General features: G+C 41.2%; 9 protein-coding genes and 2 tRNA genes. 4 read left to right on the top strand and 7 right to left on the bottom strand.

The window, feature by feature from the left end; translation table 11 throughout:
- The gene (sppA, locus tag ACULLG_RS06900; protein ID WP_452126033.1) at positions 1 to 1,761 is read right to left on the bottom strand and encodes a signal peptide peptidase SppA; all 1,761 of its coding nucleotides are present in this window, start codon (positions 1,759 to 1,761) and stop codon (positions 1 to 3) included.
- Positions 1,762 to 1,830: 69 nt separating this feature from the next.
- Here sppA and folK point away from each other — a divergent pair, with 69 nt between their 5' ends.
- Positions 1,831 to 2,976: a 2-amino-4-hydroxy-6-hydroxymethyldihydropteridine diphosphokinase gene (folK, locus tag ACULLG_RS06895; RefSeq protein ID WP_452126032.1), complete on the top strand. Its 1,146-nt coding sequence runs from the start codon at positions 1,831 to 1,833 to the stop codon at positions 2,974 to 2,976.
- A 105-nt stretch (positions 2,977 to 3,081) separates the two neighbouring features.
- Here the strand turns inward: folK and ACULLG_RS06890 are convergent, their stop codons facing one another.
- Positions 3,082 to 3,633 (bottom strand): RNA methyltransferase, encoded by a 552-nt coding sequence (locus ACULLG_RS06890; protein ID WP_452126031.1) that lies wholly within the window; start codon positions 3,631 to 3,633, stop codon positions 3,082 to 3,084.
- A 143-nt stretch (positions 3,634 to 3,776) separates the two neighbouring features.
- Here ACULLG_RS06890 and mutS point away from each other — a divergent pair, with 143 nt between their 5' ends.
- The 3 genes from mutS to ACULLG_RS06875 all read left to right on the top strand — a co-directional run bounded on the left by mutS (position 3,777) and on the right by ACULLG_RS06875 (position 6,635).
- Positions 3,777 to 6,359 (top strand): DNA mismatch repair protein MutS, encoded by a 2,583-nt coding sequence (mutS, locus tag ACULLG_RS06885; RefSeq protein WP_452126540.1) that lies wholly within the window; start codon positions 3,777 to 3,779, stop codon positions 6,357 to 6,359.
- Positions 6,360 to 6,441: 82 nt separating this feature from the next.
- Positions 6,442 to 6,514, top strand: a tRNA-Gly gene (locus ACULLG_RS06880).
- Between the two features lie 37 nt (positions 6,515 to 6,551).
- A tRNA-Leu gene (locus ACULLG_RS06875) sits at positions 6,552 to 6,635 on the top strand.
- Positions 6,636 to 6,894: 259 nt separating this feature from the next.
- Here ACULLG_RS06875 and ACULLG_RS06870 read toward each other — a convergent pair.
- The 5 genes from ACULLG_RS06870 to ACULLG_RS06850 form a co-directional block, all read right to left on the bottom strand.
- On the bottom strand, positions 6,895 to 7,293 hold the full coding sequence (locus ACULLG_RS06870) for a hypothetical protein (protein WP_452126030.1): 399 nt from the start codon (positions 7,291 to 7,293) through the stop codon (positions 6,895 to 6,897).
- Positions 7,294 to 7,303: 10 nt separating this feature from the next.
- On the bottom strand, positions 7,304 to 7,717 hold the full coding sequence (locus ACULLG_RS06865) for a hypothetical protein (RefSeq protein ID WP_452126029.1): 414 nt from the start codon (positions 7,715 to 7,717) through the stop codon (positions 7,304 to 7,306).
- Positions 7,718 to 8,023: 306 nt separating this feature from the next.
- Positions 8,024 to 8,362 carry an SdrD B-like domain-containing protein gene (locus ACULLG_RS06860; RefSeq protein ID WP_452126028.1) on the bottom strand — a complete coding sequence of 113 codons (339 nt, stop codon included), beginning with the start codon at positions 8,360 to 8,362 and terminating at the stop codon, positions 8,024 to 8,026.
- Positions 8,363 to 8,386: 24 nt separating this feature from the next.
- Positions 8,387 to 10,378 (bottom strand): SusD/RagB family nutrient-binding outer membrane lipoprotein, encoded by a 1,992-nt coding sequence (locus ACULLG_RS06855; protein WP_452126027.1) that lies wholly within the window; start codon positions 10,376 to 10,378, stop codon positions 8,387 to 8,389.
- A gap of 18 nt (positions 10,379 to 10,396) precedes the next feature.
- The gene (locus ACULLG_RS06850) at positions 10,397 to 14,035 is read right to left on the bottom strand and encodes a SusC/RagA family TonB-linked outer membrane protein (RefSeq protein WP_452126026.1); all 3,639 of its coding nucleotides are present in this window, start codon (positions 14,033 to 14,035) and stop codon (positions 10,397 to 10,399) included.
- Positions 14,036 to 14,064 lie beyond the last annotated feature (29 nt).

Below are 14,064 nucleotides of genomic sequence, written 5' to 3'. Positions count from 1 at the left end.
TTATTTGATGTTAAGGCTAAATGGCATTTTGGCCTGAATTCCTTTTTGTTTGGTCAATTGTTTAAATTCTTTCAATATTTGGTAGGCCTCACTTCCTATTTCTTCTTGTATCAAAGTTTCTCCAAGTTTGGCTTTTGCACCTCCAAAATTTTCCATGAAGCGTTCAAAATCGGATTTGTACCTAGGATATTTTCGAATCCCGTACGAGTCCAAGTCAGCCATTTCGGCAGCGGCTTCAATGGCATCTTCTAACGAGCCCAATTCATCTACCAAACCATTTTCCTTGGCATCAACACCACTCCAAACCCTTCCCTGGGCCAATGTGTTCACCTCTTCAACACTCATGTTTCTTCCAGCTGCCACCCGCTCCAAAAAGGTGTTGTAGGTATCTTCGATACCTTCTTGTACCACATCTCGAAATGAATTGCTCATAGGCTCAAACAGTGAATAGTCCACCGAGTTCTTGTTGGTTCCCACCTGTTCTGCGTTGATTCCGATATCACCAGCCAATTCACTTACATTCGGGATTGTTCCAAAAACACCAATAGATCCTGTTATTGTGGTGGGTTCAGCATAAATTTTATCCCCTCCTACCCCAATGTAATACCCACCGGATGCGGCAACGTTGCCAAAGGAAACGATCACCGGTTTTTCTTTTTTGGCCAATTCCACTTCACGCCAGATAATGTCAGAAACCAAGGCACTTCCCCCTGGAGAATCAATGCGCAATACAATCGCTTTAGTATTTTCACTTTTCACAGCTTTTTGAAGTGCTCTTGTAATCAGGCCTTGTCCTATAAATTCCTTAGATCCTTCGCCATAATAAATCTCTCCCTGGGCATAAATCACTGTGACTTTATTTTTGCCGACATTATATTTTGTTCCACTCGCCAATGGAATATAGTCTTGTAAACTCACATAATTGATATCATCATCCTCTTCAACCCCTATGTTTTCCTTAATCAAACCTTCATATTCGTCAAAGTAAAGGTTGCCATCAATCAGACCTGAGGCAATAGCAAACTCAGGTGTACGACCTCCAAGAGTATCTGCAATAATATTGAGTCGATCTACACTCATACCGCGTGAAGTTCCTATTTCGCCAATCATCTCATCCCATAAAGAAGTTATGAGTTCATGAATCTGCTCACGATTTTCAGGACTCATAGTATTTGAAAGATAGGGTTCAACCGCACTTTTGTATTTTCCGTGCCGAATCACTTCCATTTTAACACCTGTTTTTTCCTGTAAATCCTTAAAATATAGCACTTCAGTGGACAACCCCTTAAAATCCATTCCCCCTACTGGGTTCAAATACAGTTCATTGGCCACACTGGCCAAATAATAATCTTTCTGGGTGAAGAAGTCGGAATGCGCATAAATGAACTTTCCGGTCCCATTAAAGTCTTCCAAAGCCTTGCGTATTGCCTGTACCTGCGCAAGTCCGGCCTGTACAAAACTGGTGGTAAGACTAATTCCTTTTATCCTTTCATCGCCTCCAGCCACTTTTATAGCATGTATTATCTCATCCAATCCGGCTTCATCATCCCAAAATCCGGCAAAAGGGTCCGTTTCATCCTTACCCAAATAATCACGGATAGGTTCGGTAAAACTTATTTCCAAAACGGAATTTTTCTTAACCACTACTCCGTCATCTGCACTGCTCACCAAGGCCAAAAATATCATGAACATGCCGAACAGTATACCAAACGCCACCAAACATCCTAAAATCGAGGCTAAAAGATTTCTCAAAAAATTCATCAAAAAAATTTTATTCTGCATCAAATATAACCATTGTTATATTGTTTTGTTTACTTTGTTTTTCTGATTATGGGTCGAAAACAACAAGTATATCTTTCTTTGGGAAGCAACATGGGCAATCGCTTTCTTACACTACAAAACGCCCTTTTCAGTATTCAAAAAATAGCTGGGAAAATTAGCACTGTATCCGCTGTTTATGAAAATGCTGCGGTAGGTTTTGAAGGCGAGGATTTTTTAAATGCCTGCATTGCCATTGAAACGGAGCTCAAACCATTTGATTTGCTTGAAATACTATTGCAAATTGAAAGGGATTTTGGACGGGAAAGAAGCGAGCACAAAGGTTACCGATCCAGAACCTTGGATATTGACATCCTTCTTTACGGGAACGAAATCATCAAAACAGATGAGCTGACCATACCACATCCCAGCATGGTTGAACGGAATTTTGTTTTAAGGCCATTGGCCGATATTGCGCCACAGTTTTACCACCCGGTATTGAACAAGGACATCCGTAATCTGTTACAGCAATGCAAGGACCGTAATCAGTTAACAAAAACAAAGCACAAACTTTTCAAGAACAGGCTGGAGCTTTTTTCCCAGCTTCAATTTATCGCAGTTGAAGGTAATATTGGAGCCGGAAAATCCACTTTGACCAAAATGATCGCTTCGGATTTCAATGCCAAATTGGTATTGGAACGCTTTGCGGACAATCCTTTTCTTCCAAAATTTTATGAAGATCAATCCCGCTACGCATTTCCACTCGAAATGTCATTTTTAGCGGACCGGTATCAGCAATTTACTGATGACACCTCGCAATTTGATCTCTTCAAGAACTTTATGATCAGTGATTATGATATTTTTAAATCCTTGATTTTTGCAAAAATCACCTTGCAGGAAGAGGAGTTCAATCTATATCGAAAGGTATTTAACTTTATGTATAAGGAGGTTAAAAAGCCGGAAATTTACCTCTATCTGTACCAGAATACAGAGCGATTATTGGACAATATCAAAAAAAGGGGAAGGGATTATGAGCAAAACATAAGTCCTGATTATTTGGAACAGATAAATCGGGGGTATTTGGACTTCATCAAAAGCCACCCTAATCAAAATAGTATGATCCTGGATATCAGTGAGCTGAATTTTGTGGACAATAAAAACGACTACGACACCATTTTAAAGGCACTTTCAGACCAGATACTTTTATCTAATTTTTAAGAGAATTTTCTGAAAAAGTTTGGATATAACGAATGGTTTTATTTTATTAGCCTTCTCTTTATAGAGGAACTAACTAACTCAAACTATATGTTTAGCCCTGAATTTTCAGGGCTTTTTTTGTTTTTGGGCATTTATTTTGTTCCAAATATCCCAAACCACCACCCCAACGCTTACCGAAATATTCAAGGAATGTTTTGTGCCAAACTGCGGAATCTCCAAAACCATATCACTCGCTGAAACCACCTCTTGCGAAACGCCCTTGACCTCATTCCCAAAAACCAAGGCCATTGCTTGGCCTAAACTTGCATTGTAATCATGGAGCATTGTAGCTCCTTCTGCCTGTTCAATGGCTATTATCTTGGTGTTTTCGGCCTGTAATTCTTGTACAAGCTCCAAGGTGTTCGGCCTATACTCCCAATCGACACTATCGGTAGCTCCCAAAGCCGTTTTTCGGATGTCTTTATGAGGTGGCGTCGCGGTTATTCCGCACAAATAAATTTTTTGAATCAGGAATGCATCTGCCGTGCGAAAAACGGAACCAATGTTGTTTAAGCTTCGGATGTTGTCCAAAATCAAAATTATGGGCGATTTTTCAACTTTTTTAAAGTCAGTCACATCCAACCTTTCCAACTCACTATTTTCAAGTTTGCGCTTCATTTTTTCAACATCAAAGTGAAATATATCAACAAAAATTTTTGCTCTATCGGGAAAACGGTATTTTCGTTTTTACCCGATTCAAAAATAACGGAAAATCCATCGCTTTGGCAGCTTCTTCAAAAACAAAGAAAGTAACCCCTTTAATGCAGCAGTACAATGCTATCAAGACCAAACATCCTGATGCACTGTTACTTTTTCGCGTAGGGGATTTTTATGAAACTTTTGGAGCGGACGCGGTAAAAGCCGCCAAAATATTGGGCATCATCCAAACCTACAGAAATAATGGGGGTGATAAGACCGAATTGGCCGGATTTCCACACCATTCGCTGAACACTTACTTACCAAAATTGGTGAAAGCAGGGCAACGTGTTGCCATTTGCGACCAGCTAGAGGACCCAAAACTTACGAAAAGTATTGTAAAACGAGGTGTTACGGAGTTAGTTACACCTGGAGTGGCCTTAAATGACGACATCCTATTTTCCAAAAGCAACAACTTTTTATGCGCGGTACATTTTGGGCGTACCAAATTGGGTGTTTCCTTTCTGGATATTTCTACCGGCGAGTTCTTAACTTCTGAAGGTTCAGCTGAACAGGTTGATAAATTACTACAGAACTTTGCTCCGAACGAAGTTTTGGTATCCAAAGCACATAAAAAGGATTTTGTGGATCAGTTTGGAGGCCAACTCCATACTTTTTTTCTGGAGGATTGGATTTTTCAGGAAGATTTCGCTATAGAAAGCCTTAATGGCCATTTCAAGACCACAAACCTGAAAGGTTTTGGTATAGACCACTTAACGAATGGGATTATTTCTTCCGGAGCTGTACTTCATTATTTGTCCGAAACCCAGCATCGGCAGTTGCAGCACATCAACAAAATCCAACGTATTGCGGAAGAGGAATATGTTTGGATGGACCGTTTTACCATTCGCAATCTTGAACTGTACCATTCCCATAACCTCAACGCGGTTACCTTGCTGGATATCATCGACAAGACCATCTCACCCATGGGTGGTCGACTTTTAAAACGATGGTTGGCCCTGCCGTTGAAAAATGTTGAAAAAATCAAGGAACGGTATCAAGTGGTGTCCTTTTTAAAGGAAGAAGAAACCCAGCTTGAAAAAATTCAGCACTGGATTAAGCAAATGGGAGATTTGGAACGTCTGATTTCCAAACTGGCAACAGGAAAAATCAATCCGAAGGAGGTCATCCAATTAAAAAATTCGTTGGAAGCCGTAGCACCCATAAAGCAATTGGCCAGCGGGAGTCCAAACCCTTCATTGCAACATATTGGCAAACAGTTGAACAATTGCGAAGACCTTCGCCAAAAGGTAAAGGAGATGCTCAATGAAAGTGCTCCAATAAATATCCAAAAAGGAGATACCATTGCGCAAGGGTATTCCGAAGAATTGGATGAGTTGCGAAACCTGGCTTTTTCAGGCAAGGATTATCTGGACAAGATGTTGGAGCGCGAAACAAAGCAAACTGGCATCACCTCTCTTAAAATAGCATCAAATAACGTTTTTGGCTATTATATCGAAGTACGGAACACGCATAAGGACAAGGTACCTGAAACCTGGATCAGAAAACAAACCCTGGTCAATGCTGAGCGTTACATCACGGAAGAACTCAAAGAGTACGAGGCCAAAATTCTGGGAGCCGAAGAACGCATTTTACAGTTGGAGCAACAATTGTTCGAACAGCTTTTGGTATGGCTGCAAGATTATATCATTCCCGTGCAAAAAAATGCACAATTGATAGCGCAATTAGATTGTTTGGCGGGATTTGCACAACTGGCCAAAGCCAATGACTATGTCCTTCCCAATATGAATGAGTCCACTACTCTTAATATTATAGATGGACGGCATCCGGTCATTGAAAAGCAATTGCCCCTGGGTGAAAGTTACATTACAAATGATGTCGCTCTAAATCGTGAAACGCAGCAAATTATTATGATTACCGGCCCTAATATGAGTGGTAAATCGGCCATACTGCGTCAAACGGCGCTTATTGTGCTACTGGCTCAAATGGGCAGTTTTGTACCGGCCTCTGAAGCCAATATTGGGGTTGTGGACAAGATTTTTACCCGTGTTGGGGCCAGTGACAATATCTCCATGGGCGAATCGACCTTTATGGTGGAAATGAACGAGACCGCCTCAATTTTGAACAATCTGTCGGAACGAAGCCTGGTTTTATTGGATGAAATCGGAAGGGGAACAAGCACCTACGATGGAATTTCCATTGCCTGGGCCATATCGGAATATTTGCACGAACATCCATCAAGGGCAAAGACACTTTTTGCCACCCATTATCACGAACTCAATGAAATGACCAATACTTTTGAGCGTATCAAAAACTACAATGTTTCGGTCAAGGAGTTGAAGGACAATGTGCTTTTCCTTCGGAAATTGGTTCCAGGGGGTAGTGAGCACAGTTTTGGAATCCACGTAGCCAAAATGGCGGGGATGCCACAACAGGTGATTCAAAAAGCCAATAAAATCCTGAAAAAACTTGAAAAGTCGCACTCGAGCGAAGAAATATCTGAAAAGTTGGAAGCCAACCAGAACGAAATGCAATTAAGCTTTTTTAATCTGGACGACCCTTTACTCGAAGAAATCAAGGAGGAAATTCTGCATTTGGACATTGACACACTCACCCCTGTTGAGGCTTTGATGAAACTTAACGAGATCAAACGATTGTTAAGCAAAAAGAAAAAGGCTTCCTCTTAAAATATTTCTTTCTTTTTTGCGGAAATGTTTTAAATTTGCATCCGCATCGGCAGTAACTGGTGCTGCAGATGTTCTTTAAAATGCGAAAATAGCTCAGTTGGTAGAGCATCACCTTGCCAAGGTGGAGGTCGCGGGTTCGAATCCCGTTTTTCGCTCAAAACGCTGCTTGCAGCGTTTTTTTGTTTAAGTCCTGCTCGAGTGGTGGAATTGGTAGACACGCCGGACTTAAAATCCTGTGGGCATTTGCCCGTGCGGGTTCAAGTCCCGCCTCGAGTACATAAACCTCAGTATTTACTGGGGTTTTTTTGTTTTCTAGGCTAACCAGAGGTTAACATTTTTGGTTTCTAACCCTTAAAGTATATTTTTGATGTTGAACACAGCTTCGGCACTGAGGAAGGGGCTGTCTGGTGGTTTGGACAGCTTTGTTTCAACAAAGTCACACATCGACAAGGTGATGGGGAAAAGAAGAAAAAAACTAATTGAAAATCTAGGCAATAATCCACATCAATCACCCTAGAAAACTATCAATTAACCACTAAAAATAAGGTATAGTCACGCAATCACAGTCGGTTGCCTTGATTTTCATATTACCTGGTCGAGTACTTATCAAGGCCCAATACATGGTTCGTTTTTTCCCACCAGATAGGTCCATGGTTATTTTCTTGATAATAAGGTTGTCTGTTTGGGTCCTTACAATGTCTTTTGGTAGACATTGTTTGGTGTCGCTTGCACATTTACCATTGCATAAGGCCTCCCACTGCTGATCTGTGAACTCTAGCAATAACATCAAGTCCTTTATTGACCTTGCCTGCCCCCAAGCATCGCCCTCCTCAAAAGAATCAGATTTTGCTTCGTCTGGGACGGTATCATCTATTCGTCTTTCTTGCCAAGTTGTGTTCTTAACACAAGTATCTGCCATTTTGACTTTTTCCATTTTTAGTAATTTAAAATTCTTGTGGAACAGTTACGCATTTGCAAGAGGTAGCTCTTAATTTGATTCTTCCCCTATCTTTGGCAAACGCCCAATACATTTTCTTAACCTTGTTATCAGGCATGGTGATACTGACCAGTTTAATCGTTACAGTATCGGTAGGGTCGGATTCTATTACTTGTGGCAAACACTTTTTATTGCCTGTACAGGTGTTCTGTTTACAGAAAGGGATAGTTTTGTCCGTATAACCTACAACAAAAAAACCCAAATCATTAAGCCATTCCTCAATTGCCTTACCTCTAGCATATTCATTGCCTTCATCCCAGGTAGAGGAGTACCAATCTCGGGGATAGGTAGCATCATCTCCTGTATTTGGAATTTCATGCCATCCATTGCCTTCACAGTTGTTGGATATTTTCTCAGTCATATTATGTCGATTAAATTTTCCGTCAAAAGTCTATGGAATATAACCAATTAGTTCAACATTTGAAAGAAAAAACGCCAAATATCAATCGAATTAACCTCAACATTTACCAACCAAACTGTATCATTAGGTTTAGGTATCTCTTTACACTTTTTTGCGAATCTCTAAATGTTTCCTAACTCCCTCATGGGTTCTTTAAAAAAGAAAGCCGGCCATAAATGACCGGCAATCCAACGAACATAACTCAAACAATATTCGATGTAGACCTCTGTTCAAAAAACACTAGATTCCCAGAACAGAATCGAATAGTTACTTTTGGTTCAACGTGAGCGCAATTTCTTTAACTATCTCATCGCTGACATAAACAAGCTGTGGGGTGTTTCCAGAATCCCATACCACATCACCCACGGTAATGGTGGCGCCTACGTAATAATTGCCTGCCTCCAATCCGGTAAAGGAAAAATTACCTTCACCATCTGTAGTTGTACTGTTCAATAGGGCAGCTTTATCATTATATAGTTTTACCGTTATTCCGGAAACCACATTGCCTCCATCGGCACTTGCCGTACCAATAATTGATCCTTCATCATCTTTGCTACATGAAATCATCATGACCAAAGAGAGCATTAAAAATAGTATCCTTTTCATTCGTTATAGTATTAGGTTAGTGATTTATTCCAGAACATTTTTCCACTTCGTTTGACGACCTGTGTACCAAATGGGTAGGTTAACATCGTCATGCTGACTGATGATGGCCCATGCTTCAGGATCTGTGGCCTGAATATTTGGGTTGTACAGGAAGCGTTCTTTCCACTGGAATATTTCATAGGGTGACCCCGGATTGTCGCCTAAGTAATTGACCAATCGACGAGCTGCGGTATACGGAGTCTCAAAATTGAACATATTGTAGTGCAGTTGCAATTGATTAAAGATGGACCTCACCTTTTCTTGATCTGACAATCCGTCAAAGCGTTGTGCTTCAAACTCGGCATAGGCGCTTGCATTGTATTCCAACTCTGGACGGTCGCGATCTATTCTAGACTGGTCCATATTACTTGGGAATGATGGTGTGGTCTGTTTTGAATAGGTGTTGGCCGTATTCATCTCATACCAATATGCACAAGAAAGTTCAATTGCTTTTTTATAGTGATCACGAGCAGAACCGCCTACAGTACCGAATCCCCTCACAGCAGCTTCGGCTAGTGAAAGTTCAGATTCAACGGCATGCATAGTGGGATATCTGATGTCGAAATTGTACTGCGGGCGTACATTGTATTCCGCAACCATATTTCTATCAGTACCAATGGTCCATCCGATATCTTGATACTGGCCGCAGAAATTTCTAAATGCATTCAAAAGGAATGCTTCTCTTAGCGATAAATCTGCAGACGCTTCATCATTTAACTTGATGTTATGCTCATTGCCAGCAGCTCCAAACGTTATCTCGGTTACATTGATATCAGTCATGATGGGGTGGTTAATATAATAACCCCTCATGGTTTTATTATAATAGCTATTGGGATCGCTTCCATCGTCAAATCCGGTTTCAGCTCCAATATATCTACCCATAACATCCTTTGAGAATAGGTATGCAACCCTAGGATCTACTGTTCCATTGGCTAAACCTTCGGTGGCATTGTCTCCATCAAAATAGTAGAGGGTCTCTCCGTTTACAACAATGCTTTTCTCATCTGGAATACAATGCATTACATCATGTAAAAACCTTTTTGGGGCACGACATTCATCGGCACGCTCTCTAAATGCTCGCGTGATTCCCAATTCTACCTGCAAACGGTAAGGTTCAACAATGGCAATATCGGCCAATCCAGCTACGTCCAAAGGTTGGTCCAAAAGTGGTTTGCCATTCAATTCCCCAAGTACCGAGGCAGTAATACTGGGCTGCACTTCACTAATGTTCATCGCCCAACGCAATCGAAGTGAATTGATATACTTACGCCATTGGTTTAGATCGCCACCAAAAATTACATCTTGCTGTGAAAATATAGTCTGATCATCTGATTCCAGCTCCAAACCGGCCAAGTACTCCTCAATTTCTTTAAGTTCTTGGATAATTATTGGGTAGATTTCCTCTTGACCAAGCCATTCGGCTTTTTCACCGTCCAATGCTCCAGCTGATCCGGTTTGAAAATAAGGAACGGCGTCATACAAATCGATACCTCTTTGATATCCATATGCTTTAAGCACATGTAATAACCTAATAAAGAGTACATCGAGCTTGGTTCTATCCGCTTCAGGAATATTATTGAATTCCTTTTGTCCCCAAAGTACCTGTTTTATCCATGGACTATTGATGTTGTTAAAAACGGTTCGGTTAAAAGCATTAGATCCCCAATCGTTTTCAACATCCCGAAGCGCGTATGGCACACCAAAAGAATTGGTTGTAAAATACAATTGCACCCCGGTACCCATGACACGGGAACCACTTCTTAATTGGTGATATGAAGCACCATAGTCACCTCTGAGCAAAAAGCCCCTGGTCAACTGTGAGGTAAAATATCCGGCTATAATACTTACACCTGCTTTATCTGCCTGTGTTTTCGAAAAACCATCAGGATCTTGGTACAACTCCTCCAACTCCTTGGTGCATCCAAAGCTGAATACAAGAAGAAGAGATAGTAATAGTCTAATTACTGAATTTCTCATAGTTTCTATTTTTTTTAGTTAAAGTTTAGCCTTGATCGACAATCCTACTGAACGCTGGGTCGGTAAAGCCGTGGTCCCATAAGATCCTGCAGCCCATCCGGTACCATTTGTAGATTCTGGAATGGTATTCGGAGCCGCTCTGTACAGATAGGCAACGTTGTTGGCGAAAACGGAAAGCACAACATCGCTCAACCCTATCTTTTTTGAAAAATCGGGAAGTCTGTAATCCAAGGCGATGTTACGCAAGGCTATATAATCGCTTTTAAACAGTCTGTCCTCAGGGAAAAAGCCGTTTGAAAAGTAGGAGGAACCATAATAATCCTCGGCCGCAACAACTTGCGTGTTTGCATCACCATTTGAAAGAACCCCATCTAACAACACTCCATCATTATAGGTTGCACCTCCACTGGGATGAGCACCGGCCACTTTTTGGCCTTCGTCGTTCAAATGATAAGCAATACCACCGCTTTGGGCATCCCTGAACGGCAAGCTTTCGTTAAGTACCCCTGCTGCCATCATATAGGTTTCAGCCTCGTTTATAAACGTTGCTCCGAAGGAGTAGTCCATATTGACCACCAACCCGAAGTTCTTATAATTGAATCGCGTGAAAAGTCCACCCGCAAGGTCTGGAAGCAATTTCCCCACCTTTTTATTGCTACTTCTGGAATAGGCATATCGGGCACCATTGTTATCAACGATACGTGCACCATTATTGGGGTCGTTATCATCTGAAGGGTTGATGTAGTGATGGTTTCCACTTTGCTGGATAATAAGACCGTATTCACCTCCAACTTCGGCAACTGCATTTAATCCATTTCTACTCCACAAGGCCAGTGAATTAATTTCTCCATCCAATCGTCTCACCTTGGTTTTGGCCGCAGCGAATGTCATATCAAGATCCCAGCTGAAATTGTTGCCCATTAACGGCCTGGTCTTTAGGGCTAATTCCCAACCTGTATTGGCCACATCGCCCGCATTGATCCTAACACTATTAACTCCCAATCCTGGAGGGGCTTGGACTCTCATAATTTGATCGTAGGTATTTGCATGATAGAAAGAGAAATCGAAACCTAGTCTTCTTCCATTAAAGAAATACCCCTCAAGTCCAACCTCATATTCACGTTTACGCTCCGGCTTTAGATTGGGAATGAAATTTCCATCGATTGGAGGTAGGTCATTAGGTGGTGTTAGAATAAATCCACCCCCTGAAGCAGAAACACCAAGGTTCACATTACTAAAGTATAAGGGACCTGGTCTACCCACATCTGCCCAAGACGTTCTAAGCTTTAAAAATTGGACCACTTCTGGAAGCTTCAACGAATTGGAAGCAATCCAAGTTGCACTTAAACCAGGATAAAAATAGCTGTTGTTCCCTGGAGGCAAAATCGAAGACCAATCTTGACGTGCCTGGGCCTCTACATATACTTGATCTTTCCAATCGACCTGGAACGATCCAAGCAGACTGTAAAGCATATCTTCTCCATTATCAAACACATATTGTGGCTGAACTCCTGAAGGTAAATTGGAGAATGAGAAAAAGTTCGGGATCACAAAACCTCCAATTTTCTCAGCTCCTTTTGTTTCAAAATAATTATTCCTTATAACACCTCCGACAAAACCATTGAATCCAAAATCATTAAGATTGAAGTCATAGTTTAACGTAGCTTGTCCATAAGTTTTTCGGATAACCCTATTGGCATCTCTAAACACTGATCCGCTGTTGGGACCAATTAGATCAGGATCTTGAAGTTTGCCTTTGTAGACATTTCTTTCAACAGTATAATCCAATCCTCCCAAAATAGTGGCACTCAAATAATCGTTGAATGTAAGGTCAAGGGTTAGGGATTGCAAGCTGTGCGTACGGTTAAACTCGGACACGTTCTGGGTCCAATCCCATAAAGTTCCTACTACAGATGATCTACCGTTAGATATAAAATTGCTTCTTCTTGCTGGGTTGGCAAAATAATTGAACCCGTTTTCGGTAACCATGAAACTTCTTAATAAATCCACATCGATATCACTGGAATAAGCCCCTAAACTGGACACCGATCCTTGTGAATCAAAAGATCCTTCGTAGGCTGAGTTCAAATTTTTGGTGGCAAAAAAGTTGCTGACATATTTTATGGATATGTTATCATTAAGATCATAGGAGGCATTAAGGCTAAAGGTGTTCTTTCTGTATTTTGCTCCTGGATAGATCGGGGAATATCTAAGATTGGTATACGAAAAACGTACTGAACCTTTTTCTCCTCCTGAACTCAAGGAAACATTGGAAGATTGTTGTGATCCAGTCCTGAATAACTGGTCATATACTGTTCTATTGCTAGCCACCCAGGGTCTTGTGGATCCATCCCACCAGTTCAGGGTCACATTGGGATCATATCTGGGTCCAAAGGCAGAACCGGCCACATCCAATGTTCTTTCGCCGTTTTCATCCAAGAAATATCCTTGGTCGTCAGTTTGGGAGGTACTTGGGCTTCTACCTGTGCCATACAAATTTTGTAGTTCTGGTAAAAATGCACTCTCCTCCATTGTTGTGGTAAAGGAGGCAGAAATACCCAATCCTCTGTTTCTAGAACCACTTTTGGTGGTAATTAAAATAACCCCATTGGCCCCTTCACTTCCATATAGTACGGAGGCTTTGGCTCCTTTTAAGATTTCAAAGGATTCAATATCATCTGGATTAATGTCATTGATACCCGTACCATTATCCCGACCTGTTCTTGCATTACGGGTTATGTTTGTATTTTCATCATGGATTGGAATTCCATCCACAACAATTAGGGGTCTGGTAGTAGAATTGGCATCAAAAGATACCGCATTACGGATATTGATTTTCATTCCGCCTGTTGGTCCTGTAGCGGTTGCAGCAACGGTAACTCCAGATGCGGCCCCATACAATGATTGAAGGGCATTAACTGGAGGGCCACTTGCAAGAATGCGCTCTTGACCAACCTTGGCAACTGAATATCCTAAGGCTTTGGCTTCTTTTTTGATTCCCAACGCAGTAACAACAATTTCATCAAGTTGTCCTACATCTTCCCGCATGGTTACATTGATGGCAGTCTGATTTTCAACAGGTACTTCAACAGACACAAAACCAATGTAGGAGAATACCAAAACTGCTGAATCACTGGATACATTTATGCTGTAATTGCCGTCAAAATCCGTAGATGTTCCATTCCCAGTCCCTTTTTCAACGACATTTACCCCGGGCAGTGGTTGTCCGCTTACGTCGACAGTTGTTCCGGATATGGATCTTTGGAAAGCTTCAGTAACATCATCAGCCTTTTGTAGCTTGTTCTTTTTAAGGATTATCTGTTTTCCCAAGATGGAATACACAACATCATCATTGCTGAATATTCTATCAAGAATGGATTTAATCCTTTCATTTCTAGCCCTAATGGACACAATTCTTCCCAAGTTTACTTCCTGAGTATCCGCCAGAAACTTAAAATCGGTATTTCGTTCAATCTCATCGAGCACTTTTTCTACACTCACCTGATCCAGGTCCAGTGTGATTTTGGTTGTTTGAGAGTATGTGCTGGCCTGAATTCTGAACAACGAAACAATCAAGAAAATTGTAGTGAGTTTCATTTTGAGGTCAAATTTCGGGATGTCCCATAATAGCACACCTGAATTAGTTGTTTTTTTCATACTTTTAATAGCGTTATTGTGGTTGTACA

The sequence above is a fragment of the Flagellimonas sp. 2504JD1-5 genome, assembly GCF_053618295.1.
Note: the sequence above shows the minus strand (reverse complement) of the source record. Positions and strands in the feature narration are given on the sequence as shown.